The organism is Acetobacterium sp. K1/6 (assembly GCF_034438075.1).
GTDB classification, from domain to species: domain Bacteria; phylum Bacillota; class Clostridia; order Eubacteriales; family Eubacteriaceae; genus Acetobacterium; species Acetobacterium carbinolicum.
In genome coordinates this window covers 26,391-45,745 of the sequence record NZ_JAXQGA010000025.1, presented here as the reverse complement: position 1 = coordinate 45,745, position 19,355 = coordinate 26,391, and the positions used below count along the sequence as shown (strand labels likewise).

Annotated in this window: 15 protein-coding genes; 7 read left to right on the top strand and 8 right to left on the bottom strand. The window is 43.5% G+C overall.

All coding sequences use genetic code 11. From position 1 onward, the window contains the following. Positions 1 to 71 precede the first annotated feature (71 nt). The 8 genes from U2P91_RS16185 to U2P91_RS16150 form a co-directional block, all read right to left on the bottom strand. Positions 72 to 284, bottom strand: coding sequence for a hypothetical protein (locus U2P91_RS16185; protein ID WP_322520039.1), 213 nt, complete (start codon positions 282 to 284; stop codon positions 72 to 74). Then, positions 277 to 2,202: an FAD-dependent oxidoreductase gene (locus U2P91_RS16180; protein ID WP_322520038.1), complete on the bottom strand. Its 1,926-nt coding sequence runs from the start codon at positions 2,200 to 2,202 to the stop codon at positions 277 to 279. Before U2P91_RS16180 ends, U2P91_RS16185 begins: the two co-directional genes overlap by 8 nt. A 197-nt stretch (positions 2,203 to 2,399) precedes the next feature. Beyond that, positions 2,400 to 2,951: a hypothetical protein gene (locus tag U2P91_RS16175; protein ID WP_111886516.1), complete on the bottom strand. Its 552-nt coding sequence runs from the start codon at positions 2,949 to 2,951 to the stop codon at positions 2,400 to 2,402. 189 nt (positions 2,952 to 3,140) lie between these two features. After that, positions 3,141 to 5,765, bottom strand: a complete 2,625-nt coding sequence (locus U2P91_RS16170) for a methyl-accepting chemotaxis protein (protein ID WP_322520037.1) — start codon at positions 5,763 to 5,765, stop codon at positions 3,141 to 3,143. Positions 5,766 to 5,987: 222 nt separating this feature from the next. Further along, positions 5,988 to 7,619 (bottom strand): ABC1 kinase family protein, encoded by a 1,632-nt coding sequence (locus U2P91_RS16165; protein ID WP_111886514.1) that lies wholly within the window; start codon positions 7,617 to 7,619, stop codon positions 5,988 to 5,990. After that, on the bottom strand, positions 7,606 to 8,001 hold the full coding sequence (locus U2P91_RS16160; protein WP_322520036.1) for a hypothetical protein: 396 nt from the start codon (positions 7,999 to 8,001) through the stop codon (positions 7,606 to 7,608). The genes U2P91_RS16165 and U2P91_RS16160 overlap by 14 nt, the downstream gene beginning before the upstream one ends. Before the next feature lie 244 nt (positions 8,002 to 8,245). Further along, positions 8,246 to 9,442 carry a threonine ammonia-lyase gene (gene ilvA / locus U2P91_RS16155; protein ID WP_111886512.1) on the bottom strand — a complete coding sequence of 399 codons (1,197 nt, stop codon included), beginning with the start codon at positions 9,440 to 9,442 and terminating at the stop codon, positions 8,246 to 8,248. Between the two features lie 53 nt (positions 9,443 to 9,495). After that, positions 9,496 to 11,151, bottom strand: a complete 1,656-nt coding sequence (locus U2P91_RS16150) for an NAD(P)H-dependent oxidoreductase (protein ID WP_111886511.1) — start codon at positions 11,149 to 11,151, stop codon at positions 9,496 to 9,498. 385 nt (positions 11,152 to 11,536) lie between these two features. Here U2P91_RS16150 and U2P91_RS16145 point away from each other — a divergent pair, with 385 nt between their 5' ends. The 7 genes from U2P91_RS16145 (at position 11,537) to larB (ending at position 19,319) form a co-directional block, all read left to right on the top strand. Next, positions 11,537 to 12,838: a DUF362 domain-containing protein gene (locus tag U2P91_RS16145; protein ID WP_322520035.1), complete on the top strand. Its 1,302-nt coding sequence runs from the start codon at positions 11,537 to 11,539 to the stop codon at positions 12,836 to 12,838. 107 nt (positions 12,839 to 12,945) lie between these two features. Next, on the top strand, positions 12,946 to 14,931 hold the full coding sequence (locus U2P91_RS16140; protein WP_322520034.1) for a sigma-54-dependent Fis family transcriptional regulator: 1,986 nt from the start codon (positions 12,946 to 12,948) through the stop codon (positions 14,929 to 14,931). 3 nt (positions 14,932 to 14,934) lie between these two features. Continuing rightward, positions 14,935 to 15,621, top strand: coding sequence for a lipoyl(octanoyl) transferase LipB (gene lipB / locus U2P91_RS16135; protein ID WP_322520033.1), 687 nt, complete (start codon positions 14,935 to 14,937; stop codon positions 15,619 to 15,621). A gap of 27 nt (positions 15,622 to 15,648) precedes the next feature. Next, on the top strand, positions 15,649 to 15,885 hold the full coding sequence (locus tag U2P91_RS16130; protein WP_111886507.1) for a biotin/lipoyl-containing protein: 237 nt from the start codon (positions 15,649 to 15,651) through the stop codon (positions 15,883 to 15,885). A gap of 3 nt (positions 15,886 to 15,888) precedes the next feature. After that, entirely contained in the window at positions 15,889 to 16,632 is a 744-nt protein-coding gene (locus tag U2P91_RS16125; protein WP_322520032.1) for an SDR family NAD(P)-dependent oxidoreductase, read from the top strand. Between the two features lie 33 nt (positions 16,633 to 16,665). Beyond that, entirely contained in the window at positions 16,666 to 18,525 is a 1,860-nt protein-coding gene (locus U2P91_RS16120) for a non-ribosomal peptide synthetase (RefSeq protein WP_322520031.1), read from the top strand. Positions 18,526 to 18,569: 44 nt separating this feature from the next. Continuing rightward, a complete protein-coding gene (larB, locus tag U2P91_RS16115) occupies positions 18,570 to 19,319 on the top strand; it encodes a nickel pincer cofactor biosynthesis protein LarB (protein ID WP_322520030.1) in 750 nt (249 codons plus the stop codon). Positions 19,320 to 19,355 lie beyond the last annotated feature (36 nt).

The following is a 19,355-nucleotide window of genomic DNA, read 5'->3' as shown; positions in this document are numbered from 1 at the left end:
GTTCGTCGTTTTTTACTCATGTGTATAGTTTATCTTATTTTCTGGATTTTGTGTCCAACTATTTGTGAACATTATACTGCGTCACGCGGTACAAAGCCTTCACGATCCATTGCTGAAGCCAGCAATAACATCGCCCTTAAATTTTTTCCACTTCCGGACGTCAGGTGTTCCATCATCTCTAAAATTAACTCATCCGTATCCAGTAAAGTTTCTTTTATCAATTGTCTGACTGCTTCGAGTGAAGCAAGGTATTCTATTCTTTCGGCTAATTCATTTTTAATCATGATAGATATATAGTTTCCGGACAATCTTAATATTCTTATAGCGCTCTTTTAACCAAGGCATTACATAATAGTCAAGGCCGAATACTCTCCCTCCGCCAATAATAACAGCTACCGCCGCAAAAATCATCCACCATGTACTCAGGTAAAGCCCTGTCGTTGTGACAAACATGCCCTGCAGAACAATAGAATATAGCGCAGAGATAGTTGTAAACAGACCTAAAATCAGCAATATCCCGACAATTATTTCGGAATAAACAATTACAGACTGAAAAAACACCTCTGAACTCTCACTGCTTAAAATGATGGTACTGGTAAACCAATCCATGAGGCCAACTTGCAATTTGATAGCAATATCTGTTGTTTGAATCAGAATAATCTTAAAAAGACCTAAAATATTCCAATTAATGAGCAGGCTTCCAGCGGCTTCGGTTCCCTGGCCTACCGCTGTCGCCGTCGATATCACCTCACCACCACCGCTAGCGTTAATCACTGCATTGAATAAATCACTTGCACCTTGAAAGAATGGCGTCAATTTAGGTGTGTAAAGCCACCCTTCATCGACTTTTTTGACACCTTCATATACCCAAAATGCACCTAAGAAAACGCGGAGCGGAACCAGTAAAAAACTGGGGGTACGATTAGAAAAGTGACCACCGACAAAACTACGACAATTTCTAATGGTAAAGAATTCATGTCGGATATAACTAAAGACCTTATTCCATCCCAAAATTTGGATAAAATAAATAATATTAATAAAATGCTTCACAAATTGAGACAGGAAGGAGGGCAATGCAAACTTCTTTTTTTCTGTACCAACATAAGAAATGCCATAACGCCCGCCAATGCTCACCATTACTCCATGAAATTTGGGAGCATACTTCTCCATTTCGCCGCCCTCTGTAATTGCCCTGGTTAAATTATGGGCAACTGTATCTGCTGATTGTTCACAGTTTTCGACCATCTGGGGCACTGGCGCTGTTTCACCATCCGGAATAAAAAAAATATTATCTCCCGCAATAAAAACATCGTTTTTTCCTTCTGCCCGCAGAAATTCATCGGTTTTAATCCGCCCCCGCCCAATTTGATTAAGCGCAACTGCCTTATTAGCTATATCTGAGCTTTCGATGCCGGCTGCCCAAACAACGCTGTTTGTCGGGAATTCTTGATACTGATCCCCCTGTTTAAGCTCGATGAAATTTTCACCAACTTTATTAAACGACGTGTTTAGCATGACCGTGACGCCCATTTTTTCCAATCGCCTTTTTGCTTTTTCTGATAGCGGCTCTGATAGATTTGGTACCACTCTGTCCATCATATCAACTAGGGTAATCTTTACCAGTTCACGGTCAATTTCAAATTCTTTACAAAGTACCGGTACCCATTCAGCAAGTTCCCCAGCCATTTCGACACCCGTAAAGCCTGCTCCTAGAACATAGAAACTGAGCAACCGCTGTTTTTCCTGCTGATTCGTTTCTTGTAACGCCTTTGTGAACATATTAAGAATGTGTCCTTTAAGCTTTACGGCATCTTCATAAGACCATAGTTTATAAGCAAATTCTTTGGCCCCTTCAACCCCAAAAAAAGTCGGTTGAGAACCGGAAGCTAAGACCAGATAATCGTAAGGATAGGTTTTTAATTTCCCGGTTAATTGTTTTTTTTCATAATCGATATCCGTGATCGTATCAACCTGTACATCGACATTTCGTCCCTCAAAAATACGGTTTAAGCTGATTCGGATACTATCCTCCTCAACACGATTCGCAGCTACCTCATGAAGCTCAGTAAGCATGGTATGATAACTTTTTTTATCGATTACGGTGATTTTAATATCCTGGTGATCTTTTAAACGTTTGGCAAGCTTTTTTGCCGTTAGAATTCCCGCGTATCCGGCGCCTAATATAATAATATTTTTTTCCATAATGCACCTCCGAATTTTAACTGAATTTTGACTATTGCCCAGACGCTTAAACATTACACTTTTATTTAAACGAGTAACACATTACGCCAGTCAATTATCATTCTTTTTAAATTTTCTAAAAGGAAAACCTCTAAATTGATGTATTTCACGCTTCAATTTAGAGGTTCCCAAAATTTTAATTGTGAAATGTCAAACCATTACTGTTTTAACTCCTGAACACCGGTTACTGAACTGGTCGCGTCCATCATAAATGTTGATTGAGCTTCGGGTGTTGTAAAATACAAATTTCCCTCGATTTTTTGGTCTTTAAGCTGAAAGTCATTGGCATTTACATAAACATCACCAACAAAGGTTCCGTGTTCAATGCTTGCTTTGGGACTATTAATGGTTAGTTTTGGTGCCGTCAGTGTAAATCTGGCGGTAACATTTCGGTCCTCATCTTGCGTATAAAGGCCTATCTTGCGCTGAACGATATCATTTCCGCCATCATCTTTCTTGCCATTAACAAAATCGCCGTCTAAGACCAGGTCCGAACTAATTTCCAAATCATCAATGGTGGCAATGATCCAGGTTCCATCTTTGCTGATGGCTTTAATAAAGGCTTCCTCCGTATCAACAATTGAAGCAGTTGTTACGACATCAGTTTCCGACCCAGTATCTTTATCATCTGTTGTTGCTGGAGCTTGGGCGCAACCTGCAATCAATAGAACAAGGCCGATAATCATTCCGAGAAATAATTTTCTTTTCATTTTTTTCTTCTCCTTTTTTTGTTACTTAGATTCGCTTTTAACAGCTATAATTATTTTTACCCAAAATTAATCATTCTAATCTAAATTTTTTAACAACACAAAAAATTCCGCCCAAAAGACGGAGTTTTTACTCGATTATTAATGTAATACCAAGATTAAAGACACTTTTTACTAATCGATGGCTTTGGCTTAACCGATCGTTTTAATTTCAAAGGTACCAACCATCTGCTTAAGCAGTTGCGCCTGGCCAGAGAGTTCTTCACTGGCTGCCGCGCTTTGTTCTGCTGTGGCCGCATTGGTTTGAATAACCAGTGAAACTTGCTCAATCCCCTGATTAATTTGCTCGATTTCTGCGGCTTGATCACTGGAAGCCTGCGCAATATTTCCAACTAAATGGGTGACTTTTTTTATCTCACTGGATATTTCTTTCAGGCTACTGGCGGTTTCATCTGCTACCCGAGTACCAACTTCCACCTTATCGATCGAACCTTCAATGAGAGCGGTTGTCTCTTTGGCAGCATCACTGCAACGAATGGCCAGACTTCTTACTTCCTGGGCAACCACGGCAAATCCTCTGCCGTGCTGACCGGCTCTGGCTGCTTCGACAGCAGCATTAAGTGCCAGAATATTGGTTTGAAACGCAATATCATCAATTACTTTGATAATTTTAAAAATACTGTTGGCTGATTCATCTATTTCATCCATGGCGGCAACCATTTTTTTCATTTGATGATTGCCGATCTCGGCATTTTTTCGCACCGCGATCGCCCCTTCATTGGCTTCATTGGCCCTGATCGCATTGTGCTTTGTTTTGTCGGCGACTTGTTCAATCGAAGTGGTTAGAACCTCAATCGAACTGGCCTGTTCTGTTGTTCCCTGGGCCAGCGCCTGGCCACTATCTGATATTTGAATCGCTCCCATTTCCACCTGGGCCGAAACACTGTCAATATCCGAAAGGGTGGTACTAAGTCGGGTATTAATCGTGTTAAGGGAATTTTCTATTTCTTTAAAGTCACCTTTAAACTCCGCTTCAATTTCCTGTTTGAGATTTCCCTGCCCCATTGCTTCAAGGACACTTGTGATTTCACCGACATAGATTGCCAATGACATGATGCTTTCATTGAGATCGTCCTTAATCTTTGCATGATCACCCTGATAATCACCCCTTACCATGGCATGAAGATTTCCCTGTGCTAATTCACGCAGGACATCTGAAGCTTCTTTAACTGGTTCAATCACTGCATCCAGGGTCTGGTTGAATCCTTCAATAACTTGGGCATATTCACCCCTGAATTTACTGCTGTCACCTCGAAAACTAAGATTTCCTTGCACCGCAATTTGAGCCATGGTTTCGGTTTCTTCTACCAGCATAAAAATATTTTCCATCATCCCGGCCAAGGTGGGCATCAGTCGATCATTTTCGCTGCGTTTGCCATCCTGCTTAAGCTTTGGCAAATCAGAAAGATTTCCTTCTCTAATATTGCCGGCAATCCGCGTGATCGTCAAAAGAAGCTGCCGGATACCATTGATGGATTCGGCAATTTCTGCGTAAATCCCCAGATAATTACCTACGATTGCCTGGGAAAAATCGTTGCGGTTCATCAGTCCCAACACCCGGTTGCCTTCTTCCAGGGCTGCCAGACCGTCAATACAGGCATTGATATTGTTTTTAAAGGTATCAAAGTCGCCATAATAAGTCTCATCGATTTTCTCCGGAATAACGCCGTTGCCGATTTGTTCCACATAGCTGGCTGCCACATTTAAAGGGGTTACAAGTGCATCCAAGGTGTCGTTAAATCCCACTAGAATCTCTCGGAAACCGCCTTTAAACGCATTGGCATCGCCCCTGATCTGGAGTTTTCCATCAACTGCTGCCTGAGCGAGCATGGTTGACTCAGCAATCAGATCGCGCACGGTCTTTATTGTTTGTTTAAGTGCCGGTATAATTTCATCGGCTTCATCCTTTTGCTCAATTTCCGCCGATAAATCCCCATCAGAAATCTGTTGGATGGTTTTTATCACCACGTTTTGAAGATCATCGGCAAAATGATCCATGGCGGTAGCCATTTCACCTACCTCGTCGAGACTGTCCATATAAAGCCGCATGCCCAGGTGTCCCAGACTCATTTCTTTAATCATATCCCTAATTTTTGCAATCGGTCTGGTAATTGTTGACGCAATAAAAAGACCTAACAGTAAAGAAATCACTACCCCGATCACCAACAGGGCAATCGTCATTCGAGTGGTTTCTGTGGCGATATCATGATTACTTTTTGCGGTACCTTTAACAGCTTCTAACTTTATGTCCATCATTGCCCGGTAATTTTCTTCGATTTTTTGTTTTACCACTTCAAAATCACTGCTATTAATCAACCCCAGGGCTTCTCCCTGGTTTCCTTGTCGAACCAGATCGATGACATTGGTTACGATCAGGTCAAAATCATCTTTTAGCAGGTAGGTTTCGTCCGCAATTTCGATTGCTTCCAGTGAACTTAAAGTTGTTTGAAAGGTTTTGAGATTTGCATCAAATCGGGAATTTCGTTTTAGAATTTCAAGCTCAATGGCATCAATTTCTTCGGGGCTGGTTGCACCTAACAAATCCTGGGTGTTTCCTACAAGACCTTGAAAAGCGTCAACAATATAGATAAGTTCTCCCAGCGGTTTTGCCATTTTCTCATAAAGGTACACATCCTGTTCACTGATTTTTTGGATACCTGCCAGTCCCATCATGCCGATCCCTCCGGCGATAACCGCAATGACTAAATACCCCAAAATTACCTTGCTTCCTATTTTTAAGTTGTAAAACCATTTCATCTACTCATCTCCCCATCTGCTGCATATTTATTCGATTGATGCACTAAAAAAATAACAGCGCAAAAGATTCCGGTTTCCCGATTATCTTCGTCGCTGTTAAAGTCTAACATGCACGGCAGCATCATATGTTAACGGTTTGGAAAGATTACATTAAGAGTCTGTTAATTTACCCCAAAATGACTTCAATTGAAATGGATCAAAAGACATTATAGTAGTCTGTTTTCAACGTTTTCGCTTTTTTCGGTGGATGGAAATCATCAACGCCAGGCTTAAAATAATAGCGGTAAAATAACCCAACGCGCCCAAAGCCGGGATTCCCATAAATTGGGGGGTCATGTTGGTGGTTGCGATGAAACTGGAACTCATTAAAAGCGCCGCCAGAATGATGCAGATCACGATCTTATTTACCATCTGATCGATTTCCGCCAGGGGTTCATCTGATCCGAGAATCTCAAGATTCACTTTCAACTGTCCCTTATTCGTCAGACTCAAGAAATCAGAGACTTGTCCAGGTACACTAATTGCCTTTTCTCCCGAAGTTAGGATTTTTTGTCTGTTCGACTCCATAAAATTATTCAAATCGAAATTTGTGATCTGCTGACCGGCCATATGGTTGGCCATGATACGGACAAAATTGGCGTCGGGAGATATTTTTGCAATCACGCCTTCAATGGTGATCATGCCGCGACTGAGCATACTGATACCTCTGGGCATACCAATATGATTCTCGGCGGCTATTCGCAATATTTCTTCCAGAAATCGCCCCATGTTGATGTTGCTGAGTTCCTCGGTACCATAGACATCCAGCATCCGATCAATCGCTTCATATAAAAGTGAATGATTAATTCGCCGGCCCTTATGGACTCCCAGCGAAAGGATCGCCCCTTCGAGACTTTCGACATCCCGTGTCGCCACAGCTTTGACACTTCTTCTTAAGAGTCCCATTTCCCGCTTGGACAGTCTTCCCATCATACCTAAATCAATCCAGACGATCTGTCCATTTCTGATAAAAATATTTCCCGGGTGGGGATCAGCATGAAAAAAGCCATCATCAATGATCTGCTTGACATAGTTTTCAGCCAGCTTCACACCAATTTCTTCAAGATCATAGCCGGCATCCTGTAGCGTTCTTGTTTCATCAATTGCAATGCCGACGATGTCTTCCATGACCAGAACCTTGGAGGTGGTGTATTGATTGTAAATTTTAGGACAACCGATATATTTGATCTCTGCATTAAGTTCATTAAATAACTGAGCATTTTTAGCCTCAAAAAGAAAATCCATTTCCTGTTGGGCCGTACTCCACATTTCGTCAACAATCATTTTAAAATCGACCACATCGCCAATACCACTGGCGATATTGAGAATACCGGTGGCCCGGTTTAGTAACACCACATCCTGAGCCATGACCTTATAGATCCCCGGGCGCTGGACCTTAATCACAACCTTCGCCCCATCGCTTAAATCGGCAGCATGAACCTGAGCAATAGAGGCCGATCCCAGGGGGTCTTGATTAATGTTGCTAAACACATCATCCACCGGACACTGATACTCTTCTTCAATAATTCGAATGAATTCATCAAAGGGCATCGGCGTCACTTGTGAGCGCAATTTTTCGAGTTCGATACAGTAGTCATTAGGGAAAATATCCCGGCGCATTGACATAATCTGACCAATCTTAATAAAGGTTGGCCCCAAATCTTCAATGATAAGTCGAAGTTTTTCCGGGGTCAACCCTTTGGTAATTTCGTGTTTTACCAGAATGGATACAATTTTTTTTAACCGTTTTCCATTTGTATCCATTGGTCCTTTTGGTATATCTTTTACGCTTAGACCGGAATCACTTAAATTCATCGATTTCCTTTTCACTGACATTTTCTGCTAAATCAGATACCTCGATGATTTCTTTTTCCACTTGTTGCGTTGCAATGATGGCCTCTAACTTATCTTGAATCTTCTTTATCTCATCAGGAGTCATCGTATCCAGGCCTTCTATAACGGAATCGGCTGAAGGTGGTGTTTCTGATTTAACCACATTAACCGTCACCGTGTCTTTGATGGTTTCTTTGATATTGTGTTTTAATTCTTCGTTGAGAATCTTTCCCTGCTGGACCGTGAGATCACCCTTTTCCACCAACTCATCAATGAGAACCTTTGATTTCTCGGCTGTAACAGCCACCGCGCCTACGCCAAATAAAAAAATCTTCTTTAAATCGTCGCTAATATCGGCTAACATTTTTCTCCTCCTGTGTTAAAACTATATTTTTTAAAGAAAAGCTATACAATCCCTTTAGAATGGTTAATCAAAGCCGATAAAATGTTCTTTTATCAGCTCCCACTCATTATCTTGGTGTGCTCTTTTTAGAGGGGTCGCCCTTTTTTAAAAAGCACACCAACGATAACAGATGTTAAACAACTTATCAGTTGAATTATACCCCTTTTTCCCATCGCCAATCAATTGAGAAAAACAATTTTTAGCTTTATTTCTGCAATTTAAATCCGCCCTGGACCAGACCTTCACGGATTTCACCAATATGATCATAATTTCTTGTTTCTAACTCAATTCGCAAGAAACAGCCATTGATATCAGAGCCTTCATTGCTTCTCTCATGATGAATTGAGATAACATTTCCACCCAAATCTGCAATAATCTGCGACACTTTTTTTAGCTGTCCTGGCTTATCAATCAATTCGATGTTAAACGAACAAGTGCGACCAGAGGTTAATAGACCCCGTTTGATGATTCGGGATAGGATTGTCACATCAATGTTGCCACCCGACACAATACAAACCGTCTTTTTCCCTTTTATTGGCAACTTACCAAACATGGCGGCGGCCACCGCTACTGCCCCGGCCCCTTCGGCAATGAGCTTTTGTTGCTCGATCAGGGTCAGGATCGCGGTGGATATTTCATCCTCGGTAACGGTGACTATTTCATCCACAAAATCTCTGCACAGACTAAATGTTAAATCTCCTGGTTCTTTTACGGCAATTCCATCGGCAATGGTTGATACCTGGGGCAACCGACAAATTTTACAGTTTTTGATGGACTCGTGCATGCTGGGTGCGCCGCAGGCTTGAACCCCATAAACCTTTACCTCGGGCTTTAAAGCCTTGAGCACGTAGGCAATGCCGGAAATCAATCCGCCACCGCCAATCGGAACGATTACCGCATCCAGATCCGGCAGACTTTCTAGCAGTTCCAGACCGATGGTTCCCTGACCAGCGATGACAAACTCATCATCGAAGGGATGAATAAAGGTATAACCTTTCTCAGCCTGAAGTTCCAGCGCTTTTGCATAAGCCTCATCATAGCCGCCTTCCACCAGGCAGACCTGGGCGCCATAGGCTTTTGTTGCTTCCACCTTGGAAATCGGGGCTCCATCCGGCAGACAGATCAGGGCTTTGATATGGTTAATCGCGGCGGCCATAGCCACCCCCTGGGCGTGATTGCCAGCCGAGCAGGCAATCACGCCCTTCGCCCGTTCTTCGTCACTAAGCTGAGATATCTTATAGCAGGCGCCCCGAACCTTAAAAGACCCGGTGATCTGCAAATTTTCGGTTTTTAAATAAATATCGCTGTCGGGACATATTTTAGGAGCATGAATCAAATCAGTCGGGCGAATATATTTTTTTAGGGTAAATGATGCGTGGTATATTTTATCCAGTGTTAGCATTTAAACTCCTCTTCTTATATTCATGGGTATCGCGGCAAAATTCTCTTCCGCATTTATTTTGGTTTAGCCGCATCAGTAGGATACCATTTTAGAAACCAGAGTGAAAACACAAAGGTTGGAACGCTTAAAAGGATCGGAATAATCGCTGCAAAATTAATCAGTACCGTCGTATTTAGCCAAAGTGTAATGCCGGCCTGAGCCAGGAAAACCAGTGACCAGACATAGCATAACAACCGATTGGTTCTCAAAAACAATACGTTTTTAAGAGCATTGCGACCATTGAAATAGTGGGTGTAGTCGGCCGTTAGCGGAATCGTTTTTAGCGTCGAGATCGCCCAGATTAAAGCGAGTGCAAAATACCCGATAATGGCAAAGGTGTTTCCCTGATAATCCGATCCAAAGGTCACCACCGCTAAACCGAGCAAAGAAAACGTCAATAGCGTAGCGCGTTCAAAGTAAACCAGATCGGGCCCTCGCTTGATACTGCATAATACACCACTGATCATAAGTGGAACCACCACCCCAATCAAGGGGCTGTACTCAGCAAAAAGAAAGCAGAAAAGCCACGGACACAAGGCTAGAAAAAACCAATACGGGGTATTTTTAAAACTGATCGGAACCAGCCTTTTTTTCTTATCAGCACTCAGATTAACCGGGCCAAACAGCCCATCCAAAAAGGCGTTGAACACCCGCATATCGCCGGTAACCGCATACTTTTTTTCTAGCAATGACTGGGCAGCATCAATTTTTCCTTCTAAAATCCGTTCAAGGGTGGTGAGATTAATACTGATTGCAGCTGTTTCTCGGGCAAAATCATTGCGTAACAGGGTGCAGGTCTCGTCCTTTATGACAAACTGGTAACGCTCCTTGATGTCAGTAAAATCGATCTGAAGCACCGCATTCATTTTAGGTCGCACCTTGGGATTAAAAGCCGTCTGCACTTCTTTCATATAATTCCAGGCAATGAGTCCACCATCAGAATCCTTCATCCGGGTATCGTCCACCCCCCAACTCAGGTTAGTGGTTTGGAGATAGGTGGGGGTTTCGACAAAAGGCTTTGAGAGGCCTTCCTTGACCGTTGGCGAAATACTCAGATTTTCGCCGTATTCTTTACCCGCAATTTTAACTAAATCTAGATAAGGCCCGGTCAGGTTATCGAGCTGGTGAATTCCCAGGAGCTCACCTTCAACACAGATTATTTTTTCCCACTTATCTTTTCCGAAAAGATTATTAAACTGTTCTTCGACCCCTTCATAATTATTCTTTGTTGATGGAAAGCCGCAGGTGCTGATGAGCACATGCTTTTTCTTGTTCATTTTTTCAGGATTCCGGAAGGGATGGCCATAGGTTCCGCCACCTTCATTGTCAATAAATGGCAGCAGTGCCGGTTGGGTCCGCTCCATAAATTTTTTCATGGCACTTGAGATCCCGTAGTGGTAAAGCGGGGTGGCCCAGATCACAATGTCAGCCTCTTCATATTGATGGAAAAGTTCTGTCATGTCGTCCTGAAAAATACACTCCCCCGGAGTGGTGGTCCAGCAGGTATGGCATCCCGTACAGGCGTTAATATTTTTCTGAATTAAATCAACGGTTTGAATTACCGTATCCGGATCAAATTCCAACAGACCGGAAACAAATTGCTCAGCTATGATCATGGTAAAACTCTTACCTGATTTATGACTACCGTTTAATAATAAAACTTTACGCATTTTATCCTCACTTTCTTTTCTAAATTCAAATTACGAAAGTATTATGAATCAAACGATTAACTTTCATATTGATAATCTTACCTTCTATATAATACCTCATATCCTATGATTATAACAAAAAATATTCTCATCGAATACCACTAATTTCGAACTAATCGTTTAACTGATATTTTTAGATTAAGATTTCCAAGGTGTGTCACGTGTTATAATGACACATATTCGTGTCCTATTCTGACACATGACACACCTCAGATAATCAAACTTTCCTTCGCAATCCCAGATCTAACTGGATTTTCGCACTATTCTGATTTGGCATGATCTTTGCGGGTATATTTGTATATGTCCATAAGTTTGGATAAATATAAACTACTTAAAGGAGACGATCATGAGCAAAACAAAAGTATCTGTTGTAAAGGTTGCACAACCTGAAGGCAATGCCTCATTCATGGGTGGAAAATACATTCGCATTGAAGAGGATGTAAGAAAAATCGAAGCCGCTGTTGCCGAAGCAGTTGAACTGGCGATAGGTTCGCTTGACACCATCATCAAAGAAGGTGACACTGTTTTAATCAAACCAAACCTCGCTTTCCAGGCTCCTCCTGAAAGCCATGCGGTTGTCGATCCCCGAACCATTGAAGCCGTTGTTTCTTATGTTAAGAAAAACTCCAAAGCCGGAAAAGTTGTCATTGGTGACAACCCATCATTAGGGATGCATGTTGGTCGCGCTAAACCGGCATTTAAAGATTCAAAAATGGAAGAAGCAGCCAGGCTTGGCGGTGCGGATGAAGTTATCTATTTTGACGAACATGATGTTGTTGCGGTCGAAATTGAAGGCGCAAAACTATTCAAACACGCCACTGTTTTCAAACCTTTTCTGGATGCGGATGTCGTTATTAACCTTCCCAAAATGAAGGTGCATTTAGCCGGAACCGTAACCTTAGGGCTTAAAAACTGGAATGGGATCATCCCCAACTGTCATCCAAATGATCAGCAGCAAGGGGCTCATCGTATTGAATTGGGCCAGAAAATGGCTGATATGTATCGAATCCGTCATGCCGATCTGACCATTGTTGACTCCGTAATTGGAATGGAAGGCCAGGGACCTCACGCCGGTTCACCTATTGAAATGAACTTGATCGTTGCCGGAGCCGATACCGTTGCTGTTGACTCGGTGGCCTGTTCCATCATGGGCTTTGAACCCATGGAAATTCCAGCTATCCGCTGTGCCGGAACCGAAGGTCAGGGCGAAATCGATTTAGCCAAAATTGATGTTGTCGGCAACTCGATTGAATCGGTCATGAAACACTTCCGACGCCCCGGTGGTGATCCCATTGGTATGTACGCCGGTTTAACCTGCGTGATGCAACAAACCTGTCCCGGATGTTTTGTTAATGTTCGTGGTGCGCTCGATTCTTTTGCATTAAGCGGTATTGATATGAATAAATTCCTCGAAAAATCTGGAGAGGTTGTTGTTATTGCCGGCGGTGTGCCAGATTTCGATCCGCAAATCTGTGTTGATAAAAACGTCTTTATTTGCGGCGACTGCTGGGAACTTTTCCCATCTGTTGACAAGGTAAAAGAAGGGGCTGAGCTGGCGAAATCCGTTACTTATTATCCCGGATGTGCGCCTGTCTATATTTTTGCACAACTCAATGCCGATCTTCAGAAATTAGCTGCTGCTAAATAATTATTCTAATTGGTATCAGGGGGCTCCCTGATACCAATTTACTATCTTTTCAGCAGCGAGCAATCACCTTGAATGATAAAAAAACATCAAAAAGGAGCGTGAACGCTTTGAAACTTACTGCTGACTTTGATGCAATCAAAAATACCTGGGACGATTTTGTGTTATCTGGAAAAATCGGTAACCATATTCGCAAGCCGATTATTGATTCCTGGCTACGCTGTCAAAAGGCTGGGCTTGATCCCCAGGCCTTAAATCGCACTCCTACTGTTAGTGAAACAAATTTTAGAAAACGCCTGGAACAAAATAAGGTGCTCCTGGACGTCAGCATCCCCTTTATGGTGGAATTACAAGAATTTGTTAACAAATCCGGCTTTTCAACCACGCTCACCGATCCAAATGGCGTTATTCTGGAACTAATTTGTGACCAATCCATTTTGAAGGAGGCCTTCACTAAAAATCTGGTCCGGGGCAGTATCTGGAATGAACACATGGCCGGCACCAATGCCACCGGTTTAGCCATCGATCTCCTCCAACCCATTCAGGTGATCGGGGCCGAGCACTACTATGAATGTTATCACGAACTAACCTGCTCTGCTGCACCCATTCTTGACGCCCATGGCAAACTGCTGGGAGTTATGGACATGGCTGGGCCTAAAGAAATGGCTTATCCCCATACGCTGGGAATGGTCGTTGCTGCAACAAAAGCTATCTCGCGGCAGCTTTGTATTGCCGAATCTAATCGTCAGGTCGATTTAACCAACCACTATTTGAGCACGGTTATCGACTCCATGACGGATGGTGTGGTTGCGGTGGATGTCAATGGTAAAATAATTGGTATTAATTCTCATGGTGCCAAAATTTTAAAAACGACCACCTTTGATTCCTATGGAAAAAACATTCTGGAGATTATGGACGGTGAAACCATTCTGGATCATAACGGAAATGTACCGCCTTCTCTTGAAGAAAAAGATAAACACATTATTACCAAAAGCAAAAAAATAAACTGTTTAATTAACAGTAAGCTGATCCTTCACGACAATGGGACCATCGCCGGAGCTGTTGCAACGCTGAAGGATATGGATAAAAAAACCCCGCTTTCTGATAAAGCCAAACGAAAAGGCACCCGCTTTACCTTTGATGACATCATCGGTGACAGTTCTGCGTTACTACGATCCGTTCACCTTTCTCAAATTGCCGCTAAAGGCAGTGCAACGGTCCTGTTAGAAGGTGAAAGCGGAACCGGCAAGGAAATGTTTGCCCAGGCGATTCATAACGCTTATCAATCCGATCAACCATTTATTGCCATTAATTGTGCCGGTATTCCTGAAAGCCTGATTGAAAGTGTCCTCTTTGGCTACGAAGAAGGCTCTTTTACCGGAGCCAGCAAACACGGAAAAATCGGGAAATTTGAACTAGCCAGGGGCGGCACTATTTTTCTGGATGAAATCGGAGAAATGCCTCTAAACACCCAGACCATTCTGCTTCGGGTCTTACAGGAGCGTTATATTCAACGCATTGGTGGCGACAAGGACATTGCCATTGATGTGCGGGTGATTGCTGCTACCAATAAGAATCTTGCTGAAGAAGTAAAAATGGGGCGGTTTCGACAAGATCTTTACTATCGATTAAATGTACTACAAATTAACATTCCGCCGCTACGGAAACGAAAAAATGACATTCCAATTCTAGCTGCTTTTTTTCTCAATGATATTACCCGGACCTGTGGTAAATTCATTGAACCGCTTCACCCCTCTACCCTCGCAACAATGCAGGAGTACGAGTGGCCGGGAAACGTGCGACAGTTTAAAAATGCCATCGAACAAGCCGTAAATTTCACTGAAACCAATCGTATTGACGATTATTTTATTTCCAGTTATTTACCCAACCTTGACGCCGAGCTGACCCTAAGAGAAGAACCACAAGCCATCGAGACAAAGGTTTTACAACCTGATGTAGATTTAAAAAAAATGGAACGCTCCGCTATTAAAAATGCGTTGGCGCTTTTCTCAGAACGCAAGAAAGCTGCTGAATATCTAGGAATTTCCCGCAGTACTCTGTACCGCAAAATGAAACAGTATCACCTGGAGGATTAGACCATGAAGAACAATCTTACCTGGCTTGACCTGGGACTGATTTCCTATGAGGATGCCTTTATCATCCAGGAACAGCTCCACCAGCAATGCGTCGATGGATTCAGACCGGACACCCTGCTTTTTCAGGAAAATTATCCCGTTATTACGCTGGGTCGGGGAACCCAGGAAAAGAACCTGCTTTACACTGCTGAAGAACTGGACGCAATGGGTATTACACTGACCGCAGTCAGCCGGGGCGGGGATATTTCCTATCATGGGAACGGACAATTCATCGTTTCGCCGATTCTTCATTTTGATCAATATGTGAAAGGGGCCCACCAATATGTGCGGTGTCTGGAACAGGTCGTGATTAATCTGCTGGCCCATTACAATCTTAAAGGTAAACGCGTCATAGGGCGAAGCGGAGTCTGGGTTTCCGAACCCGGAACTGGCGAGGAAAAAAAAATATCCGCTTTAGGCATCGCCGTATCCCATGGTGTTACCCTCCATGGGATATCCATTAATGTCAACCCCAACCTCGAACACTTTAAAACCATCATTCCCTGCGGCATCGAAGATAAGGGTGTTACTTCGATGGCAGCCTGTGGCTGCTCCCCCGTTACCCTGGGCGATCTCCGAGATCAGTTTATCCTCGCCTTTGATGGGATGTTTGGCACCCGAACGACAAAAAGAACAATCGCAGAGTTATAAAATAAATACGATTAAGGAGAACTAAAAATGAAATATGAAATTGCAATTCCTGAATTTGCCGAAGGCGCTGAAGAAATAAATTTAAGACAATGGCTTGTAGCTATAGGAGATACTGTCAAGAAAGGCGACAACATTGCTGAAGCTGCCACCGATAAAATCTCCATTTATATTGAATCTCCCGCTGATGGGGTTCTTTCTACCATGTTATCATCAGAAGATGACCGGGTTCTGGTTGGCCAGATCATCGGCGAAATTGAGGGTTAGATCATGGCTGGAATTCATCAGGATAAGGTTATTATTATCACTGGCTCATCCCGGGGAATTGGTTACTCATTTGCCGAATATCTCAGCAATGAGGGTGCCAATATTGTCATTATCGGTCGTAATATTGATACGGCTAAAGCTGCAGCCGAAAAACTGCCCACTAACTGTATTGCTGTCCAGTGCGATATATCATCCGAAGAAGATGCCATTAGAATGGTTGATCTGGTTATGGAAACCTACGGAAAAATTGATGTGTTAATCAACAATGCTGGCATCTTCCCGGTTAAAACTTTTAGCGCGATGACTCTGGAAGACTGGAAAGCAGTGATTGACATTGATTTAACCGGAACCTTTATCGCTACCCATGCGGTTTATAAGGTACTGGAAAAACAGAAACGGGGCAAGATTATTAATGTTGCCTCCATTGCCGGCCGGGTTGGGGGACTGGGTTTCACCCATTATTCTGCCGCTAAAGGCGGGGTCATTGCTTTTACTAAAGCCCTGGCTCGTGAAGCCGCCCGTCTCAACATCCAAGTCAACGCCATTGCCCCCGGTGTTATTGAAACCGATATGGCCAAATCAAATTTCCCTAAATATGCCCTCACCGAACACATCAAAAACACCCCAGCTGGACGATTAGGCACCGAAGAAGACCTTTTTGGAGTTATTTCCTTCCTCTGTTCATCCGGAAGTGATTACATCATCGGACAGACCATTGCCATCGATGGCGGCTATACCATGATCTAATGCAAATCTGACAAAATTGTTGAGGAGACGCCCATGAATATACAAGACGCGTTTAAAAAGCTGAAAACTAGTAATGTAACGATCACTTATCTGGAAGCGGATGGCCAGGAGTTTACACAGACCTACGCCACGCTTTTTGAGAATGCTATCAAAGTCCTTGGCGGTTACCAGTCCTGTGGGCTAAAAAAGGGTTCTCTTCTTGTTTTCCAATTAACCAGCATTCAGGCTCAGATCACCTGTTTCTGGGCCGCTATTCTGGGAGGGATGGTTCCTTCTATCCTGCCCATTGCCCAGGATGAAAAATCCCGGATTTACCTTAAAAGTGTACTGACTGTACTGAATAATCCCGTCATCATTAGTGACCTTGACGGGATCACCACCCTTTTCGAAAACAACCTGGTGATGTTTCGAACTTTGGTAGAATCCCCCCCGGGAACCATCGCTTCTGTAATTGATACTGATCCCGGAATGATTCAATTCACCTCGGGTACCTCTTCTGACCCCAAGGGGGCGGTTCTCACCACCAAAAACCTGCTAGAAGGCGGAATTGCCAGTAGTATCATTGTCCGGAAAAATGTCCAGGAACGTTATTTAAGCTGGCTGCCGCTCTCCCACTGTTTCGGCTTTGTCGGCTATCACCTGGTTCCGATTGTTAATAACTTCCCTCAGTATTTAATGAGCCCCATGCAGTTTGTAAAAAGCCCCAACCGCTGGCTGGAAAAATTGGCCCAGTTTTCTGCCACCGTTACCGGAGCTGCCCTCTTTGGGATTGAACTGCTACTCAAGGTCGGCATTAAACAGCAGCGAGCAGTCGATCTATCAACTGTATATATCTGTTTTTGCGGCGGTGAGGACGTCAATCCGCTCTCACTAACGTCTTTTGAGGCTCAAACAGCCTCGATGGGTTGGACCAAAGATACCTTAAAGCCAGCCTACGGTCTTAGCGAAACAACCATGGGTGTTGCCTACACCCCTTATGGTTCCTCTTTCCGAATGGATTATTTTTTGGGCAGCGGCATCAGTATTGGTGAAAAACTATTCTTCTGTGATCCTGATGATGATACCCTCGGCCGCATGTCGGTGGGTGTCTTAGATGCATGCAACGAAGTAGTTATCAAAGATCTTGACGGTAATGTTTTGGAACCGGAATATCTGGGCCTGATCCATATTCGGGGAACCAATGTGATGCAGCGCTACTATTCAAAAGACAAAAATGCGCCCACCGGACTAGATGAAAACGGCTGGTTTAACACTGGCGATCTGGGCTTTTTTAGAAACGACTGGCTAAATATTTTTGGTCGCTATAAGGATATTATTATCGTTAACGGCGAGAATTATCTGGTCTCAGATTTAGAAAAAACCGGTAAACAGGCCTTGTCTGACACTATCAACCTGATTGTTGTCCAGGGAAAAGATCGAATCACTCAAAAAAACTGTCTGATTCTCTTTAGTGATTCTAAAGATCCGCAAACCCTAACCCTTGCCGGCCAGGCCATTTCAGCCACTTGGCAGATTCCCACCTCCTGGGGTATAATAATTGATGAAATTCCCAAAACCACCTCGGGCAAAATTAACCGACTGGCCCTAACCATTGCCTGGGAAAACGGCGACTACCAAGATTATGATCAGGCCATCCCGTTAGGCAACATATCTGAATCAACCCTAAAAGGCGCCTATCAAGAGATGGCCAACTACTGGGCCGGAATTCTAAAAATTTCGCCTGCTCTGATTGGACCCAGTAGTCATTTTGTCTATGATCTTGGTGGCGACTCTCTGGGTCTTATTGACCTGATTCAGCAGCTTGAAAAGGCCTATGCTCTTAAAATGGACACCGATCAGATTAGAAATCACCTGACGCTCAAAGAAATGACCGATTATCTCAAAGCCCTTTAGTAATTTTAATATATGCTGACGCATCAGCAGTCATGGAGACAATTATGAATGTAGATCAATTAACAAAACTATTAGAAGACGTCAAGAACCAGCAATGCGAAGTATCTGCAGCACTGGAGCTGCTTAAAACCTTACCCTATGAAGATCTTTCCTATGCCAAAGTAGACCATCATCGGGAACTGCGAAACGGTTATCCCGAGGTGATTTATAGTCCCGGTAAAACACTCAACCAGATAAAAGGGATTGTTGAAAACATGCTGGCACGATCCACCGGAAATATTCTGGCTTCACGGGCTGAACGGGATGTCTTTGATACGATTAAATCCATTACCCCTGATGCCATTTATTACGAGGAAGCCCGTTCGGTTGTTGTCAAACGGGAAGAATATAAAACCACTGATGGTTATATTCTCGTGGTTACTGCCGGAACCTCTGACATCCCGGTCGCTGAAGAAGCCGCTGTTACTGCCATGGTTATGGGTAATCAGGTTAAAAGGCTTTATGATGTCGGGGTGGCCGGCATCCATCGACTCCTTGGCAACGTCCCGATTATCAATCATGCCAAAGTAATTATTGTGGTTGCCGGCATGGAAGGAGCGCTGGCCTCAGTGGTGGGTGGGCTCACCGATAAGCCCATCGTCGCCGTTCCCACCAGTATCGGTTACGGCGCTAGCTTTGGCGGCATCTCCGCTTTGCTGGGGATGCTGACCTCCTGCGCCAGCGGCATTGGGGTTGTCAATATTGACAATGGTTTTGGGGCTGCCTGTATGGCATCAAAAATTAACAAACTATAAATTAAATAGTATTTCATCAGGGCGTGGCCCGAAGAA